The following is an 18,134-nucleotide window of genomic DNA, read 5'->3' as shown; positions in this document are numbered from 1 at the left end:
CGTTTTTGACTTCACCTGAGCGGACCGAAGCGACTCGAGGGGCTAGGCGCTGGAGCTAGACACTAATCCAAGTTAAAAAGTTACACTTTCTTATACAGCGCAAGTAATCACCAAGCGATGATTTTCTTATTGGCTGTCTTCCTTTTCCTTCAGGCCCTTTCTCCATTGCCTTCCACGCAAGAGTAGCACATTTGATCCTTGCCGGGAATTTGGCCACACCTTGCAGTGCTTCAATATCCCCGAGGTCAAGATCATCCTCTTCATAGTCTTTTCCCTGCATGATGTCAGAAAAAACCGTTGAAAGCTTTAAAGCTTCCTCGATAGGTCTTCCTTTGACCGCCTGCGTCATCATGGAAGCAGAGGACATGGAAATCGAGCAGCCTTCCCCTTCAAATTTGGCGTCCGCTACCTTGCCGTCTTCGACTTTCATCGTCAACTGGATGCGGTCGCCGCATGTCGGGTTATTCATATTAACAGTCAGGCTGCCTTCTTCCAAAACACCTTTATTGCGAGGGTTCTTATAGTGATCCATAATAACTTGCCGATAAAGGTTATCTAAATTATTAAAAGACATCGCTGAAATACTCCTTTGTTTTGACAAGACCGGCTACGAGCTTGTCAATATCTTCTTCTGTGTTGTACAGGTAGAAGCTTGCACGTGCTGTCGCGGACGCCTTGAGCCATTTCATCAAAGGCTGGGCACAATGGTGGCCCGCGCGTACGGCGATTCCTTCAGCATCAAGCACTGTTGCTACATCATGTGGATGCACATCATCAATATTGAATGTTACGAGTCCAGCACGCTTGCCGGCTTCCTTTAGGCCATAGATCGTCATGCCATCGATTTCAGACATTTTTTCCATCGCGTAAGCCGCAAGAGTGTGTTCGTGCTTCTCAATATTATCGAGACCAATATCATTCAGGAAGTCGATTGCGGCACCAAGACCTATCGCCCCTGCAATGATCGGTGTCCCACCTTCGAATTTCCACGGCAGCTCTTTCCAGGTTGACTCGTAAAGACCTACGAAATCAATCATTTCCCCGCCAAACTCTACCGGCTCCATTTTTTCAAGAAGTGCCTTCTTGCCATATAATACGCCGATACCTGTCGGCCCGCACATCTTATGTCCGGAAAAAGCGAGAAAATCGCAGTTTAAGTCCTGAACATCAATCTTCATATGCGGAGCGCTTTGAGCACCATCGACAACCATGATTGCACCATTCTGGTGTGCAATCTCGGCAATTTCTTTGATCGGGTTCATAACCCCAAGTACGTTTGATACCTGCATGATGGAAACAATTTTCGTGTTTTCAGTCACTGTTTCTCTGACAGTATCAAGAGAAATCGTGCCATCTTCCTGCAAGTCGATATATTTCAATGTTGCACCCGTCTGCTTTGCAACCTGCTGCCACGGAATGATATTGCTGTGATGCTCCATATAGGAGATGACGATTTCGTCGCCTTCCTTAAGGTTATCACGGCCATAGCTTGCCGCTACAGTGTTGATGGCAGTTGTAGTGCCGCGGGTGAAAATGATTTCTTCAATTGATTTTGCATTAATGAACTTTCGAACCTTTTCCCTCGATCCTTCGTACCCATCAGTCGCTCTTGTTCCAAGAGTGTGGACACCGCGGTGTACGTTGGAATTATATTCGCGATAATATTTATCCAGCGCTTCGATTACCTGCACCGGTTTTTGTGACGTTGCCGCGCTGTCCAGGTAGACTAGCGGGCTGCCATTGACTTCCTGGTTTAGAATCGGAAACATTTCACGAATTTCGCGGGCGTTCATTATTTAACTTTCCTTTCGATTACCTCAACCAACTGCTTTTTAACTCCCTCGATCGGAAGTTCATTTACAACTGGCGCTAGGAATCCGTGGATAACAAGGCGTTCTGCCTCATGCTTTGGAACACCGCGGCTCATCAAGTAGTAAAGCTGCAATGGATCAACGCGTCCAACAGAAGCCGCATGGCCTGCTGTTACATCATCTTCATCGATCAGAAGAATTGGATTAGCGTCTCCACGTGCTTTTTCGCTTAACATAAGTACGCGAGATTCTTGTTCTGCGTTTGACTTAGAAGCGCCATGTTCGATTTTTCCGATTCCGTTAAAAATAGAAGTCGCGCTATCCTTCACAACACCGTGCTTCAGGATATAGCCTTCAGAATTTTTGCCGAAATGGATGATGCTAGTCGTGAAGTTCTGAGTCTGTTCACCGCGTCCGACAACAACTGTTTTCGTGTCGCCATATGAACCGTCACCAACAAGGTTCGTCGTGTTTTCTGAAATTGTGTTTCCGTCATTCATCATGCCAAGAGCCCACTCGATACGAGCATCTCTTCCAGCGTGTCCGCGACGGTTCACATAAGTTGTAAGACCTTCAGCCAGAGTATCAACTGCACCGTACTGGATTTTTGCATTTTGTCCTGCGATTGCTTCCGTTACGATGTTCACCAATCCATTCACTTTGCCAGTAGTTGAAATATAGTTCTCAACATAAGTTACAGAACTGTTGTCTTCAGCTACAACAAGTACGTGATTGAACAGGTTCGCTTCTGCATCATCATGAAGGAAGATCGCCTGAATTGGATTCTTCACTTGAACATTTTTAGGAACATATAAGAATGCTCCGCCATTCATGAATGCTGTGTGAAGGGCAGTCAAACGGTGCTCATCTGACTTAACGGCAGTCATGAAATACTTCTTCAGCAAATCACTGTATTCGCGAGCCGCTGTGAAAATATCTGTGAAAATGACTCCTTGCTCCTGCATTTCCTTTGAAAGCTGAAGATATGCAGGCTTGTTGTTGCGCTGAACATACAGGCTGCTATCCTTTGCTTCTTCGTCAACGAGCGCTTTTACCTCTTCAGGAAGCTCGTCGATTGATGAAAAAACATCGCTTTTAACGAGCAGTTTTTCAAATTGCGTAAAATTCCATTTATCAATCTTCGTCTTATCCGGTTTTGGCATTGAGGTATCTTCTGCTTTTGCAAGAGATTGTACACGAAGCTCTGTCAGCCATTCCGGTTCATTCATTTCTTTTGAGAAGGAAGTAATGTACTCCTGGTCAAAAGCCCATTTCGTTTCCGTAGTCATTATAAATCCCCCCAACGCTTAAGCTTCTTGCCCAACTGTTTCGTCTTCGATGCCAAGTTCTTTCTTAATCCAGTCGTATCCTTCTGCTTCTAAGCGCTGCGCAAGTTCTGGTCCGCCAGACTTCACAATGCGGCCCTGCATCATAACGTGTACATGGTCAGGAGTGATGTAATCAAGAAGGCGCTGGTAGTGAGTGATAATCAAGCAACCGAAATCTTCGCCGCGCATTTCGTTGATTCCTTTAGAAACAACTTTCAAAGCGTCGATATCAAGACCTGAGTCGATTTCATCAAGGATTGCAATTTTAGGTTCAAGCATCATCAATTGAAGAATCTCGTTACGCTTTTTCTCACCGCCAGAGAAGCCTTCGTTAAGATAACGCTGTGCCATATCAAGATCCATTTCAAGGAATTCCATTTGCTTATCCATCTTGCGGATGAACTTCATAAGAGAAATCTCATTTCCTTCGCCAAGACGGCTGTTCAAAGCAGAACGAAGGAAGTCAGCGTTCGTTACACCGCTAATTTCGCTTGGGTATTGCATAGCAAGGAAAAGACCAGCGCGTGCTCTCTCATCAACTTCCATTTCAAGAACATCTTCGCCATCAAGCGTAACTGTTCCGTTTGTTACTTCATACTTAGGGTGACCCATGATTGCAGAAGATAGAGTGGATTTACCAGTACCGTTTGGTCCCATGATCGCATGGATTTCTCCGCCTTTAACTTCAATATCCACACCTTTTAATATCTGCTTGCCTTCAATCTCAACTTGAAGGTCCTTAATTGATAATACAGATCCTGCCATAATATTACCTCCGTCAATATAGAAAAGATTTTAAGCCGACTTCAGCCGTCTTTAACTCTATTCTCATTTTATTCTCATTACAATCTTATAACAAATAGAATGTGTTAGCAACACTTTAGAAGTGGAAAGAAATACAACGAGCCCTGGAGACATTTGTAAAATTCCATTTGATTTTTTGGCTCATGCCGAGTGGGAAGGGAACGACCGGGCAAATTCATTTGCCCGCAGCCTTTCATTCACTCTCGGCAGCTTTTCAGCCGTGGCTGAAAATCCAGTGAAGCGTAAGTTTCACGCCAATGAGCCAAAAAATCAGCACAAACTAATTTATATTAATTTCATCAAGAATCTTCATTTTCTCTCTTTATTTCTTTCAACTTCCCGCCACCCGCCTTTCAGCTTGCTGATAGGCGACAGCAATGTTCAACACTCATCTCCATTTTACCAGACCAAGCCCCGCAAATCAGGATTTCCCGCTCACAGCTCGTACATCATTTTATTTTTTACCTTCTGTTATAAAAAAATGTACTAGAAGTAAGAGGAATAGTTAATCCTACTCTTTTCGGTGGACTCCAGGGTTCGGACAAATTCATGAGGAGTTCCTTCAACTTTGTCTGAAGTTGCACCAGGTTCGGACAAATTCATGAGGAGTTCCTTCAACTTTGTCTGAAGTTGCACCAGGTTCGGACAAATTCACGATGGGTTCCTCCAATTTTGTCTGAAGTTGCACCAGGTTCGGACAAATTCACGATGGGTTCCTCCAATTTTGTCTGAAGCCGATCAGGGTTCGGACAAATTCATGAGGAGTTCCTTCAACTTTGTCTAAAGTTGCACCAGGTTCGGACAAATTCATGAGGAGTTCCTTCAACTTTGTCTGAAGTTGCACCAGGTTCGGACAAATTCACGATGGGTTCCTCCAATTTTGTCTGAAGTAGACCAGGGTTCGGACAAATTCACGATGGATTCCTTAAACTTTGTCTGAAGATGACCAGGGTTCGGACAAATTCATGAGGAGTTCCTTCAACTTTGTCTGAAGTTGCACCAGGTTCGGACAAATTCACGATGGGTTCCTCCAATTTTGTCTGAAGTTGACCAGGGTTCGGCAAATTCATGAGGAGTTCCTTCAACTTTGTCTGAAGTTGCACCAAGTTCGGACAAATTCACGATGGGTTCCTTCAATTTTGTCTGAAGTTGACGCGGGTTCTGACAAAAATACGATAGGTTTCTCCAATCTTGTCCGAAGTCGACCAGGGTTCGAACCCAAAATTATAAATCAACACCAGTCTGATCCAAAAGGAGTCGATTGCCATTACAACAAACTTTTTTCTCTTGATCTAACAACACATAATAAAGAAACCAGTGTAAGAATACACTGGTCCCCAAAACATTTCTTCTATTATATATACTATCGCTTACGAGTGGACTCTTCTGTCCAGGTCAGCTACCATCCGTTGGCTTTTGATATAGTCTCTTTCGCGTTTTCTTTCGACTTCCATTCTTGCGTCATGGTTCATGCTGTATACCTCGTAACTAATTCCATGAGCTCCTTGCATTGCTTTTTCCATTTCACTTGTGTAGTTCAGTTTTAGCTGACTAATAGTGAATCATCCCTTCGGTTTTTCGCTTTAATAAGCGATTTTTTTGATAGTGCAATCTTAACACCTTTTATTTACCACTATCAAAGCGGTTAAAACCGTTAAATTTTGGATGTGATGGAGTAAGGGGTCCTAACACGACTTCACCTCTGCCATTCTTAGAATACTGGCAATATCCTCCCAAATGGAGCCTTTCCTGTTATTTAACAGCCAGTTCTGCTGTATAAAACAGCTTTTATTGCTTCAAAGTATTCAGTTCAGCCATTGCTTCCTGGACGAGTGTCACTGCCTGGCTCATTGCCGCGCCGCCGCCAAAGGCAGCTGTAACTCCTACAGCTTCCAGAATTTGCTCTTCCGTTGCTCCCTGGTCAAGGCAGCCTTTTAAATGATATATAATGCAATATTCATCCTGTGAATACAATGAAATTCCTAATGCAATCAGCTGCTTTTCTTTTTGCGTTAAAGTCCCTTCCTGAAAACAAACTTCCGTAAACGAATTATAATGTTTGGCAAGCTCTGGCATTCTTTTTGTAAATTCACCCAGGCCTTGTTTATATTCATGCAGTGCTGCTTCTGTTGAATTCCGAGGTTCATAATGATGCTCCATTGCTTCCACTCCATTCTGCTTTTTTCTCGGTTAGTATGTTAATTTTAGCAGTCGGTTATGCGGCAAAAAGAAAAAGCAGGCTGTGCGCCTGCTTTTAGCTCATTATTCTTTTACCGGTACAACTGCACCTTCATATTTTTCAAGGATAAAGTCCTGGATTTCTTTAGAGTGAAGCACTTCAACTAGTGCCTTGATTGCCGGTTTGTCGGCATCGCCTTCACGAACAGCAATTACGTTTACATATGGAGAATCGCTTTCCTCAATCGCGATCGAATCGTTTAGTGGATTCAATCCAGCATCAATCGCATAGTTAGAGTTGATCAATACTGCATCTCCTTCACCATTGTTGAAGATCTGCGGAAGCAGTGCTGCGTCATATTCTGTATCAAACTTTAGTTCTTTAGGATTTTCTGCAATATCATCAATTGTAGCTTTTACTTTTTCTACACCTTCTTTAAGAGTGATCAACCCCTCTTTTTCAAGCATAGTCAAAATACGGCCATGGTCAGCTACAGAACTGCTCATGATAATTTGTGCACCTTTTGGCAGATCGTCCAAAGTAGTATGGTCTTGAGAATAGACACCGATTGGCTCGATGTGGATTCCACCAGCATTTTCAAACTTATAGCCATGTTCAGCCATTTGTGACTCCAGGTAAGGGATATGCTGGAAGTAGTTTGCATCAAGCTCACCTGAATCAAGTGCCTGGTTTGGAACAACATAATCATTGAACGTCTTTATTTCCATTTCATAGCCTTTTTCTTCAAGTAGCGCTTTTGCTTCTTCTAAAATTTCTGCGTGTGGTACGTTTGAAGCACCAACGACGATTTTTTTACTTTCTTCCTTGCCGCCTTCTCCTGAAGTGTTATCCTCAGAAGTTCCGCAAGCTGCAAGTCCTGCTGTTAATACTAATGCTAATAGAGCTAATAACCATTTTTTCAATTCAAATCTCTCCTTTATCTCTTATCTAATTTTCTAGTGAAGTAATCACCAACAAACTGAATCAAAAACACGATAATCAAAATAACGATTGTTGCCATCAAGGTAACATCGTTCCGGCTTCTCTGGAAGCCTTCCATATAAGCCAGATTTCCAAGTCCGCCGGCGCCAATGACCCCTGCCATCGCTGTGTAACTGACGAGCGCGATTGCTGTCACCGTGATACCGGAAACCAATGCTGGCATCGATTCCGGCAATAGCACTTTCCAGATGATCGTTGTTGTTTTCGCACCCATCGATCTTGCTGCTTCAATGACTCCTTTATCAATCTCACGCAAACCAATCTCAACCATCCTTGCGTAAAATGGAGCCGATCCAATGATCAGCGCTGGCAATGCAGCGTTTTCCCCGATCATCGATCCTACGATGAACTTTGTAAAAGGAATCAGAAGGACGATTAAAATAATGAATGGGATTGATCTGAAAATATTAACGATTGCGCTCAATACTAGATTTACCGGTTTGTTTTCCCATATATTACCCTTTGATGTCAAAAAGAGCAGCAGTCCAAGGATCGCTCCAAGAATGAAGGTAGCCACAACAGAGATGGCACTCATGTAGAGGGTTTCAATTGTCGCTTCCCACATTCTGTCCCAGTTGACATTAGGAAATAAATTTTCAGCCATTCGAAATCACCTCCACGCCGACTTCATGCTGGCCAATATACTCTATTGCCCGGCCAAGTTCGCCATCCTCACCATCAAGATGGATGAACAGAGTTCCGTATGAACCATCTTGTGTCTGAGATATTTTACCCTGAACAATATTGACCGTTATTGAAAACTCACGGATCAAATTGGTGATCAGTGGCTGTTCGGTTCCTTCACCGACGAATGTCAGCTGGACAACGCGACCGTGTGGATATCGCTCAAGTAAGTGATCAACAGTTTCCTTTGTTTCCTCAGGTTCGGTCACCTGCTGGACGAATCTCTTCGTAATTGGCTGTTGCGGGTTCTTGAACACTTCCAATACGGGACCTGTTTCAACAATTTTCCCGCCTTCCATGACGGCTACTCTGTGACAGATTTTCCTGATAACATGCATTTCGTGCGTAATCAGTACGATCGTAAGACCAAGTCTCTTATTTATATCAACAAGCAGATCAAGAATCTGGTCGGTTGTCTCTGGATCAAGCGCTGAAGTTGCTTCATCTCCAAGAAGGACTTTAGGGTTATTAGCCAGTGCCCTGGCAATTCCGACCCTCTGCTTTTGACCGCCACTCAACTGGGATGGGTAGGCATCTCCCCGACCCTTAAGACCTACTAGTTCGATTAGCTCTTTAACCCGCTTATCTCTCTCAGATTTAGCTACTCCGGCAATTTCAAGTGGAAACGCGATATTCTCCGCAACCGTTCTTGACCAGAGCAAATTGAAATGCTGGAAGATCATACTGATTTCCTGGCGAGCCTTACGCAATTTAACTCCCTTGATCCTGGAAACTTCCCTGCCAGCTACCACGACAGAACCTGAAGTTGGAATCTCCAGACCGTTCAGCATTCGGATCAAGGTGCTTTTACCGGCCCCACTATAGCCGATGACCCCATATATTTCGCCTTCCTTGACTTCAAGGCTGACATCATCAACCGCTTTAACGTCTCCCTTGCTGGAAGGATAAATCTTTCTGGCATTTTTTATCGTAATCAATTGACTCCCCCTCTTTACACCTACACTTTTTAAAACCATTACATATCCCCTGAAAATTAAGAAGGTTATCAATCTAGTTTCCCATTCCCTAATCGAAAAAATTCAATCTCCAGCAAAAATGGCAATAGACTCAATCTTAAACGAGGATGTTTGTGCTCTAATCATAAATTCTTATTGAACAAGCTTTTCAGCTATAGCTTATTAAGCTTTTTTCAAAAAGGGCAAAATAAAAGCCTTCCTGCAAGTGAGCAGAAAGGCATAGTCATAGTGGATTCCTTTCTCTCATCTGCCAAAGCGATCCGCTTTGTGTGAATTGGCACCATTTCAGCAAGCAATGCTTACTGACGGTTGCCGGGTTTCATAGGGCACATCCCTCCACCTCTCTTGATAAGAGCACGCTATTAAATTATCTAATGTGTTTTAAGTTACGAGTGTGATTGTAGCACGGAGTAAAAAAGGGTGTCAACAAAATTATTTCCGAATACCAATTGGAACCTTATGGATATTAAGCCTTGGCTGGAATTCCTGGTACTCCGGTCGCTTTTTCGATTGCCTGCTCCAGATCTTCAATGATATCCTCGACGTTTTCAATTCCGACTGAAAGGCGAATTAAATCTTCCGGAACTCCGGCTGCTTTAAGACCTTCTGAATCCAGCTGCTGATGTGTGGTGCTTGCAGGATGGATGATCAAGCTTTTTGCATCGCCGACATTCGCGACGTGGGACCATAATTCTAATGAGTTAATAAGCTTTGCTCCCGCTTCCCTACCACCTTCAATCCCAAAAATGACAACTGCACCGGCTCCCTTAGGAAGATAGCGAGCCGCGAGCTTTTTATCAGGGTGTGATTCATAGCCTGGATATCTGATCCAAGTAACAGCAGGATGGGATTCAAGATAATCTACGATTTTACGTGTATTCTCAACATGCTCCTTCATGCGAACATGTAAAGTTTCTATTCCTAGATTGAATTGGAATGCACTCTGTGGACTAATTGCTGGTCCAAGGTCCCGCAAAAGCTGTACTCTTGCTTTTACAATAAATGCGGCAGCTCCAATTGCATCACTATACACAAGGTTATGGTAGCTGGAGTCCGGTTCATTGAATCCTGGGAATTTAGGTGACTTCCAATCGAACTTTCCTCCATCCACAATGACCCCGCCCATGACAGTGCCATTTCCCAATAGCCATTTGGTTGCCGAGTGGACGACGATATCTGCGCCATGTTCAATTGGCCGGCAAAGATATGGTGTCGCAAATGTATTATCGATAATCAGCGGAACACCTGCATCATGGGCAACTTCAGCGACAGCTTCAATATCCAGGACCCTGAGACTTGGATTACCGATTGTTTCTGCATAGACTGCTTTTGTTTTCGGAGTGATCGCTTTTCTAAAATTGGCAGGATCCGTTGAATCGACTAGGTGAACTTTTATTCCATACTTCGGCAGGGTTACAGCAAATAGATTATAAGTGCCTCCATATAGATTGGAAGCAGCGACAATCTCATCACCCGCATGTGCAATGTTCAAGATTGCCATCGTGATGGCAGACATCCCGCTTGATAATGCAAGAGCCCCAATACCTCCCTCAAGCAGAGCTACTTTTTCTTCCAGAGCAGTAACAGTCGGATTATGTAGCCGTGAGTAAATGTAGCCCGGTTCTTTAAGCGCGAATAAATCTGCTGCATGTTCCGTGTTTTCAAATTGGAACGCATTGCTCGAATAAATCGGAACTGCCCTTGCTCCGGTCACTGGGTCTGGTGACTGACCTCCATGTACCCCTAGCGTTTCAATTCTGTAATTTTTTTGCTCATTAGCCATCTCCATCTCTCCAATCTACATAATTTTTCTGGAAAAACTGATACAAAAAACCCTCTTCATAAGAAGAGGGTCATTTATCATCTCTCCTTATCTTTACAGAGCAAGTAACTCTGCTGGAATTAGCACCGTGTTTTCATAACCGGTTGCCGGGCTTCAAAGGGCCAGTCCCTCCACCTCTCTGGATAAGTATATTCAATTCGTTTTTACTGCGTTAAAGTGATAATATCACGCCGCAAGATAGCAGTCAATATATTTTGACTATTCAGATAAAAATTTACACAGGAAGTGGTCTTGCAAGATAAAATATCGATTCCAGTACCAATAGGTCACGAAATGTACAATCAATTGTTAAATGATTATATTTCACCCCATGCAGCAGTTTAAGGTCTCCCTCAAATAATTGATCCAATAATGCATCCGTACCCGAAATTGTTGCAGTGTATCCGTTATGAATACAAGTTTCATGGCAAACCACCTTGCCATCCTTGAAAGACAAGTAAAATATACCACTCTTTGCTTCTATTTTTATGATCAGGTCCAGTTTATTTACTAACTGCAGAATATGTTCCTTCTTTGGAATTTCAGCCACAAACCTTTCAATTTGTTCTCGCATTCCGATCAGCTCCCTTATATTACATATTCCTTGTACTCGGGGAAAAACCTGTTTGAATCCTTCGACAAATACATAATTAAATTTACAATATGATTAACGTAAAAAAAAGACAATACCGTTTGTTATTTCGGCATCGTCTTTCATTTCCCGAGAAATATATCCAAAGAAATACAGTAATCAAGCTGGTTTTGTCTTCATCATGCCGGATTTTGGCTTATCCATCGTTTTGAAAACCAAAAAGAAATAAGTGGAACCTACTAAATACAAACCTGCAGTAATCGTAAACACAGTCGCATATCCCCAATACGAACCGTATTTCAAGACGATTCCAGTCGATACCGGCCCCATAACCGCCCATCCGAGGTTAAACACCATTTGATTCACAGAGTTGGCTAAACCCTTCATGGAATCATCAACCTTCGACATCATTAGCGACATCTGGATAGGATTACCTGCGTTCATAAGTGCCTGACGAAATAAAAATCCTAGAGCAGCAAGCCAAAAGTTCTGTGTGTACGCTGTCAGCAGCAAAAATGGCAGGGACAGCATCTGCAATACAACTACCGCTCTAACTTCACCAAGTCTGCGAACGACCAATGGACCGATGATCATCGCAACAGCTGTGGCTCCCTGTCCTAATGAAATGACCAAGCCAATCAATGAATTGGAAGCCATGAACCGATCTGCAAAATATAGGTTTAAATACGGAATGACCAATCCAGCTCCAAAACCAATCATCAATTGCGCAACTGCAAACAGCAGAATGATTTTGAAGCTTGCTTTGTGGGGAATACCTTTAGTTTTTTCTTTTGTATCGCCAGCCGATATGCGAGCTGGTCGATTTTCATTCAACCTCAAAATTGGAATCAAAGCAGCTAAAAACAAACCTGAACCAATGATCAACGTGTACCTTATACTCTTCAATTCAGGAATGACCATTGAAAATAAGTCAGTAAGAATTCCCCCTAAAAGACTGCCCACCACGTTAGCAGCAGTCATCGCAGCGAAATGTATACTGAATAGGTGTACTCTCTGTTCAGGCTTGGAATTTTCCGCAAGCCACGGAATAATCGAAACTTGAATGAAAGCTGACGCCAGTCCTGTTCCAAATGCGAACAAAACCAACAGTGCCTGGGTTTCGACCATGCTGCGGGCAAATAAGATTAAGCCTGTCGATAATGCACCATACAACATCAACTTTTTCCTGCCAGCTTTGTCGCTTAATATTCCTGCGGGAATAAGGATTAGAGCTGTCGCAAGCGAAGTCATCGAAATCACTTTTCCGTTAACCAATTCATTGAGACCCAGCTCGCGTATGTAAAAGTTATATATGACCATGAAGATCCCAAGGTCAACCTGGGTCAGGATATTTGCTAAAAATGTAAGTTTCACGTTTCGGTTATAGCTTCTTATGTGGGAAGACCATTCTTGATATAGAGCCATTTTATTTCGCTCCTCAATTATTTCGATAACCTAAATATAATATTTTTGGAACGATATGTAAATGTTTTAAGGTTAATTCAGCTAAGTAAAAAATTTTTGTAATGACTAAACGAATTAAATACAAAAAAAAACGGCTAAGCCGCTTAATTACACTTTTAACTCTTTTAGTTTTTCGAAAAGATAAGGAACAGACTGAAAAGCATAGATTTTCTCCTGCACCTCTCCGTTTTTTAATACAATCAGACATGGAACACTCTCAATTCCAAATCGTTCCGCCATTTCAGGCAAGTAATTTAAGTCAGTTTTCCCTGAGGGTACATCAGGTAATAGCTGCTCTATTACAGTTAGCATCTTACTTGCCACCTGACAAGTTCCGCACATTGGCGTGTAAAAGTATAGGTAACCTGTTCGGTCTTCCTCCAGGAAGTTTTCCATCTCTCCCTTAGTCCATTCTTCCATCTACCGTCATCCTTTTTCTAAATACTCTGCATGAACATCGATATTTGCTCCGATTAAAACTGTAGCAAGATGATTTTCGGGTGCCGTAGCCACTTCCCTGTACATTCTGTCGATATATAAATGGTGCGCTTCTGGAAACTCTCTCTTGAATTGCTTCCGGAGCTTTTCCCCTGACGCATCCGCGTCCACCAAAATATAAACATCTTTATCAAAAAGGGAGTCAATTAGTTCGTCGAGCTTCGAGACACCAATCGTCCCATTTGTACAAATAATTTCAACCGGTTCATTTAGCACAGCTTGAACTTTCTTTTTGTCTGACGAGCCCTCCACTATGATCACCTTGTGATTTTCGTCCATCGTCATAACCACCTATGCACCAGAGATAACTACCTTACAGTATTATAAACATGAGTATTGAATTTGTGCTGTTATGTTCATATTTCTATTGTCACTGTTTTTAGAGGAGATTGCAAAAAATTAGACTAGCCTGCTTAAAGGAACGCTGCTGATATATATATGTTGATGCATAGAAAAAACAGCGGCATGGTTGGCCGCTGTTTGGATTTCCTTAACACCAGCCACCTTCATCACAATCAGTATACCGAGGTTCTGATTGATCCGGCACTGATACATGCTGGTAAATCTTATTCTGTTCAGCCTCAAAGTGATGCTCCAATTTCATCTGCATTCCTCCTGGCAGTTCTATGGATCCAATGTGTTCGTTTTCTAGGTAAAGCCGTATCTGTCCGTTTTCAAGCTTTCCTGTCACTCTGTCTGTTATATCGAGTTTTTGTTTGTTCAAAGTCATGATTTTCACCCTTTTTCGATAGTTGATTACTTTTAGCTTGTCCGAATTCAGAGAATGAATTGATGGTAAAAAGAAGAAGTAAAAAAAGGAGTTTATGCTGGGGGAATTAGAAAACGCCTTGAACATCAAGGCGTCAGTAAAATTTATTCTTTGATCATCTCTTCATATTGTTCAGCTGTCATAAGCTTTTCTACTTCACTGTTGTCAGATAGTTCAACAGTAACCATCCATGCTTTTTCGTATGGAGATTCATTAACAAATTCAGGGCTGTCATTTAACTCTTCGTTGATTTCCACTACCTTGCCGCTTACTGGAGCATAAAGCTCGGATACTGTTTTAACGGATTCTACACTTCCGAATGGCTGGTCAACAGTGATTTTGTCGCCTACTTCTGGCAGTTCGACGAAAACGATGTCTCCAAGTTCGGATTGAGCGAAATCCGTGATTCCGATGCGAACCTTTTCTCCTTCAACTTTTACCCATTCGTGTTCTTCAGAATAACGCAACTCTTTCGGTGCATTCATTGACTATCCCTCCAATTGTATATCTCTATCGATTAATATCGATGGGACCAAAATTACAGCCAGGCATTTTTGAATTCTTCCTCTTTGAAACCTACAGTTACTTTTTCCCCGTCTGTCATCAGCGGGCGTTTGATGAGCATGCCATCAGATGCAAGCAGTTCCAGCAGCTCACTTTCTGATGCAGTCTTGATTTTGTCTTTCATCCCCAGTTCCCTATACTTCTGGCAGCTCGTATTGAAAAATTTCTTAATATCGATGCCACTTTTGTCCAGCATTTCTTTAAGCTGGGATTGGGAAGGCGGAGTTTCGACAATATGTATTGCATTATAGTCCACTTCATGCTGGTCCAACCATTTTTTGGCGTTCCTGCATGTACCGCATTTAGGGTACCAATAAAACGTCTTTGCCATATTTTTCACCACCCTTTGCTAGTATCCCATTAATGAAACCCTCTAATCGGATAGTAACATAATAGGGCTGAAAAGCACCAACATTCCGTGTTTAATTTCCCCGATATTTCGGCATCCATTACTTTATTCAACATAATCCGCGAAATTCCTGCATGAATTAAAAGGTGTTTTAAAAAATGAAACACTTCTCCTGAAAAAGCAGGAGAAGTGTTCGAGATAGTTCTGGATTAAACGATAAAACGCTCTGCTTCGATCAGCTTTTCAGATGCTTCACGTTTCTTCGCGATCACATTGATTGGAGTGTGCCTTGTGAACTTGCGCAAAGCTGAAGTCAGCATGCGAAGAGCGTCTCCTTCTTCTGTTGCAACAAGAGTTTCTCTCGCGTCACGCTCGATTTCATGGAATGCTTCCTGGCAGAAGATTTGTGTGTAAAGAAGCTTCTGCTTGCTCTTTTCAACTCCATCTTTAGCGATAGCCTTTTCTGTACGAAGAACAGCAGATTCCATTGAATAAGCATTTGAGATGATATCCGCGATATTAACAAGGATTTCTTGCTCTTTTTCCAATGCTTTTCCAAACTTCTGAGCTGCCAGGCCAGCAGCAAGCAAGCCGATTTTCTTCGCGTTTTTCACAAGGTATTTCTCCTGTGCCAACGGCTCATCACCTGGCTCTTCAGGCATAAGCATCATCAGTTCTTCTTGAAGCTGCTGTGCTTTTTGCAATAATGGAAGCTCGCCCTTCATTGCTTTACGAAGGAATGTACCTGGCACCAACAGGCGGTTGATTTCGTTTGTGCCTTCGAAAATACGGTTGATTCTTGAATCACGGTAAGCTCTTTCGATTTCATACTCCTGCATGAAGCCGTATCCACCGTGGATCTGAACACCTTCATCTACAACATAGTCAAGAGTTTCGGTTGCGAACACTTTGTTCATTGAGCACTCGATCGCGTACTCAGCAATTGAGTCAGCAACTGCTTTGCCGTTATTGATTTCTTCATCAGACAACTGGTTCATTCTTTCTTCGAACAAGCCTACTGTACGGTATACAGAGCTCTCAGTTGCATAGATTTTCGAAGCCATTGTCGCAAGCTTCTCTTTTGTAAGATTGAACTGGGAAATAGGTGTTTTGAACTGCTGACGCTGGTTCGCATACTTTACAGTCAGGCCGAATGCCTGCTTGGCACCGCCAGTTGCGCCTACTCCCAATTTATAACGTCCAATGTTCAGGATATTGAAGGCGATAAGGTGCCCTTTTCCTGCTTCACCAAGAAGGTTTTCCACAGGTACTTGAGCATCTTCAAGGATCAATGTACGTGTAGAAGAGCTCTTGATCCCCATTTTCTTTTCTTCTGCGCCTACTGATACTCCAGGGTATTCTCTTTCAACAATGAAAGCTGTGAACTGTTCGCCATCGATCTTTGCATACACAACGAATACATCTGCAAAGCCAGCGTTTGTGATCCATTGCTTTTCGCCGTTAAGTACATAGTGAGTGCCTTCCGCATTCAGCTTAGCTGTTGTCTTTGCCCCTAATGCGTCTGAACCTGAACCAGGCTCAGTAAGTGCGTAGGCTGCAAGCTTTTCGCCAGTTGCCAATGGAGGAAGGTATTTTTGCTTTTGCTCTTCATTACCGAAAAGCACGATTGGCAATGAACCGATTCCTACGTGTGCACCGTGGGAGATTGAGAAACCGCCTGCAACGGCCATTTTCTCTGCGATCAAAGCTGAGCTGATTTTATCAAGGCTCAATCCGCCGTATTCTTCAGGAACGTCTGCGCCAAGAAGGCCGAGCTCTCCAGCTTCCTTCAACAGTTTTACAGTGCGGTCAAACTCATGCTGCTCGATATATTCAACCTGAGGCAATACTTCGTTTGTGACGAAGTCCTCCGTTGTTTTTGCGATCATTTTATGCTCATCAGTGTAATCCTCTGGAGTGAAAACGTGGTCGTATGTTACATCTTCGATTAAGAAGCTTCCGCCTTTTACAAGCTTTTCTGTTTGGTTACCCATTTATTGTTCCTCCTGTCCATTATGGGGAGGGGCTAAAGCCCCTCCATGTATTAATTTGTTATCGCTGTTTTCGCATTAACTTTTATATATTTAGCTTCGAAGGGATAGACCCTTTTATAAAAGTTCAAAGACTCCAGCTGCACCCATTCCGCCGCCGATACACATTGTAACGACACCGAACTGCTCGTTTCTTCGTTTCATTTCATGAATCACGGTCAAAGTCAGTTTCGCTCCAGTTGTTCCCAGCGGGTGGCCCAACGCGATTGCTCCGCCGTTCACATTGACCTTATCTTCATCAAGGCCCAGTTCACGAATTACCTGAATAGATTGCGAAGCGAATGCTTCGTTCAGTTCGAATACACCAATATCTGAGACTTGCAGACCAGCAAGCTTCAATGCTTTAGGAATTGCTACCACAGGACCGATTCCCATGATTTCAGGCGGTACTCCGCCAAGTGCAAATGAGCGGAATTTCGCAAGCGGCTTCAAGCCAAGAGATTCAGCCTTTTCACGGTCCATGACCATGACAGCCGCTGCTCCGTCACTAGTCTGTGAAGAATTCCCTGCAGTTACTGTACCTTTAACATTGAAGGCCGGGCGCAGTTTCGCAAGTGCTTCGAGATTTGTATCTGGGCGTACCCCTTCATCCTGTTTGAATTGGATTGTCTTTTCAACAAGCTTATTGTCTTTTCCTACTGAACGGAGGGTTACATCGACTGGAACGATCTCATCCTCGAATTTGCCTTCCTGGATTGCTTTTGCCGCGCGCTGATGGCTTCTTACAGCAAAAGCGTCCTGCTCCTCACGGGAAATGCCGTACTTTTTGGCAACTTCCTCTGCTGTATGGCCCATTCCCATATAATATTGCGGAGCTGTTTCAGCCAGCTTCGCATTCGGGCGGACAACGTGGCCCATCATTGGCACCAGGCTCATTGATTCCGCTCCTCCAGCAATGATGGTGTCTGCATGCCCAAGCATGATTCTCTCCGATGCATTCGCAATCGCCTGCAGTCCTGAAGAGCAATAACGGTTGATTGTGATTGCCGGCACTTCATGTGACAGTCCGGCAAGTGCGCCGATATTCCGCGCCATATTCAACCCTTGCTCTGCTTCTGGCATTGCACAGCCGATGATCAAATCATCAATATTCCCTTCATAATTGCCTGCTCGTTTTAGAGTTTCTCTTACTACAAGAGCTCCAAGATCATCAGGGCGGACATTAGCAAGAGTTCCTTTTTTTGCTTTTCCGACCGGTGTCCGGGCTCCGGCTACGATTACCGCTTCTCTCATCTCATTC

Annotated in this window: 18 protein-coding genes, 1 pseudogene and 2 riboswitches; of the genes and pseudogenes, 1 reads left to right on the top strand and 18 read right to left on the bottom strand. The window is 43.2% G+C overall.

All coding sequences use genetic code 11. From position 1 onward, the window contains the following. Nucleotides 1-154: 154 nt before the first annotated feature. The 4 genes and pseudogenes from sufU to sufC all read right to left on the bottom strand — a co-directional run. Nucleotides 155-574: pseudogene (gene sufU / locus LC048_RS01490) on the bottom strand (Fe-S cluster assembly sulfur transfer protein SufU); the annotation flags it as partial. Continuing rightward, nucleotides 564-1,793, bottom strand: coding sequence for a cysteine desulfurase (locus LC048_RS01485; protein WP_306049251.1), 1,230 nt, complete (start codon nt 1,791-1,793; stop codon nt 564-566). The pseudogene sufU and the gene LC048_RS01485, both read right to left, overlap by 11 nt. Beyond that, nucleotides 1,793-3,100, bottom strand: coding sequence for a Fe-S cluster assembly protein SufD (gene sufD / locus LC048_RS01480; RefSeq protein WP_226601749.1), 1,308 nt, complete (start codon nt 3,098-3,100; stop codon nt 1,793-1,795). The genes LC048_RS01485 and sufD overlap by 1 nt, the downstream gene beginning before the upstream one ends. An 18-nt stretch (nt 3,101-3,118) precedes the next feature. After that, the gene (sufC, locus tag LC048_RS01475) at nt 3,119-3,904 is read right to left on the bottom strand and encodes a Fe-S cluster assembly ATPase SufC (protein ID WP_226601748.1); all 786 of its coding nucleotides are present in this window, start codon (nt 3,902-3,904) and stop codon (nt 3,119-3,121) included. Nucleotides 3,905-4,025: 121 nt separating this feature from the next. On the opposite strand from sufC, the gene LC048_RS01470 reads away from it, so the two are divergent. Next, complete coding sequence (locus LC048_RS01470; protein ID WP_226601747.1) at nt 4,026-4,433, top strand: hypothetical protein; 408 nt, start codon at nt 4,026-4,028, stop codon at nt 4,431-4,433. A gap of 1,298 nt (nt 4,434-5,731) precedes the next feature. On the opposite strand, the gene LC048_RS01465 is transcribed toward LC048_RS01470, so the two are convergent. The 14 genes from LC048_RS01465 to LC048_RS01400 all read right to left on the bottom strand — a co-directional run bounded on the left by LC048_RS01465 (nt 5,732) and on the right by LC048_RS01400 (nt 18,127). Continuing rightward, complete coding sequence (locus tag LC048_RS01465; protein WP_226601746.1) at nt 5,732-6,103, bottom strand: carboxymuconolactone decarboxylase family protein; 372 nt, start codon at nt 6,101-6,103, stop codon at nt 5,732-5,734. Between the two features lie 102 nt (nt 6,104-6,205). Beyond that, a complete protein-coding gene (locus LC048_RS01460) occupies nt 6,206-7,045 on the bottom strand; it encodes a MetQ/NlpA family ABC transporter substrate-binding protein (RefSeq protein WP_226601745.1) in 840 nt (279 codons plus the stop codon). Between the two features lie 14 nt (nt 7,046-7,059). Then, the gene (locus LC048_RS01455; protein WP_226601744.1) at nt 7,060-7,728 is read right to left on the bottom strand and encodes a methionine ABC transporter permease; all 669 of its coding nucleotides are present in this window, start codon (nt 7,726-7,728) and stop codon (nt 7,060-7,062) included. Further along, nucleotides 7,721-8,746, bottom strand: a complete 1,026-nt coding sequence (locus LC048_RS01450) for a methionine ABC transporter ATP-binding protein (RefSeq protein WP_226601743.1) — start codon at nt 8,744-8,746, stop codon at nt 7,721-7,723. The genes LC048_RS01455 and LC048_RS01450 overlap by 8 nt, the downstream gene beginning before the upstream one ends. A gap of 279 nt (nt 8,747-9,025) precedes the next feature. Then, a riboswitch (SAM riboswitch) is annotated at nt 9,026-9,140 on the bottom strand. A 111-nt stretch (nt 9,141-9,251) separates the two neighbouring features. Next, complete coding sequence (locus LC048_RS01445) at nt 9,252-10,568, bottom strand: O-acetylhomoserine aminocarboxypropyltransferase/cysteine synthase family protein (RefSeq protein ID WP_306049249.1); 1,317 nt, start codon at nt 10,566-10,568, stop codon at nt 9,252-9,254. Nucleotides 10,569-10,652: 84 nt separating this feature from the next. Further along, nucleotides 10,653-10,757, bottom strand: a riboswitch (SAM riboswitch). Nucleotides 10,758-10,842: 85 nt separating this feature from the next. After that, the gene (locus tag LC048_RS01440) at nt 10,843-11,181 is read right to left on the bottom strand and encodes a hypothetical protein (protein WP_226601741.1); all 339 of its coding nucleotides are present in this window, start codon (nt 11,179-11,181) and stop codon (nt 10,843-10,845) included. 177 nt (nt 11,182-11,358) lie between these two features. Continuing rightward, a complete protein-coding gene (locus tag LC048_RS01435; RefSeq protein ID WP_306049247.1) occupies nt 11,359-12,624 on the bottom strand; it encodes an MFS transporter in 1,266 nt (421 codons plus the stop codon). Between the two features lie 147 nt (nt 12,625-12,771). Continuing rightward, nucleotides 12,772-13,083 carry a thioredoxin family protein gene (locus tag LC048_RS01430; protein ID WP_226601739.1) on the bottom strand — a complete coding sequence of 104 codons (312 nt, stop codon included), beginning with the start codon at nt 13,081-13,083 and terminating at the stop codon, nt 12,772-12,774. A gap of 6 nt (nt 13,084-13,089) precedes the next feature. After that, nucleotides 13,090-13,446: a toprim domain-containing protein gene (locus LC048_RS01425; RefSeq protein ID WP_371931976.1), complete on the bottom strand. Its 357-nt coding sequence runs from the start codon at nt 13,444-13,446 to the stop codon at nt 13,090-13,092. A gap of 205 nt (nt 13,447-13,651) precedes the next feature. Then, nucleotides 13,652-13,891, bottom strand: a complete 240-nt coding sequence (locus LC048_RS01420; RefSeq protein ID WP_226601737.1) for a YusG family protein — start codon at nt 13,889-13,891, stop codon at nt 13,652-13,654. A gap of 143 nt (nt 13,892-14,034) precedes the next feature. After that, nucleotides 14,035-14,415, bottom strand: a complete 381-nt coding sequence (gene gcvH, locus LC048_RS01415) for a glycine cleavage system protein GcvH (protein ID WP_226601736.1) — start codon at nt 14,413-14,415, stop codon at nt 14,035-14,037. 53 nt (nt 14,416-14,468) lie between these two features. Continuing rightward, nucleotides 14,469-14,825 carry an arsenate reductase family protein gene (locus tag LC048_RS01410; RefSeq protein WP_306049244.1) on the bottom strand — a complete coding sequence of 119 codons (357 nt, stop codon included), beginning with the start codon at nt 14,823-14,825 and terminating at the stop codon, nt 14,469-14,471. Between the two features lie 227 nt (nt 14,826-15,052). Next, entirely contained in the window at nt 15,053-16,837 is a 1,785-nt protein-coding gene (locus tag LC048_RS01405) for an acyl-CoA dehydrogenase family protein (RefSeq protein ID WP_226601734.1), read from the bottom strand. Nucleotides 16,838-16,951: 114 nt separating this feature from the next. Continuing rightward, on the bottom strand, nt 16,952-18,127 hold the full coding sequence (locus LC048_RS01400) for an acetyl-CoA C-acetyltransferase (protein WP_226601733.1): 1,176 nt from the start codon (nt 18,125-18,127) through the stop codon (nt 16,952-16,954). Nucleotides 18,128-18,134 lie beyond the last annotated feature (7 nt).

Origin of the sequence: Mesobacillus subterraneus (assembly GCF_020524355.2) — a bacterium.
Classification (GTDB): domain Bacteria; phylum Bacillota; class Bacilli; order Bacillales; family Cytobacillaceae; genus Mesobacillus; species Mesobacillus subterraneus_C.
The sequence above is the reverse complement of the archived record's forward strand: the minus strand, read 5'-3'. Positions and strand labels throughout refer to the sequence as shown.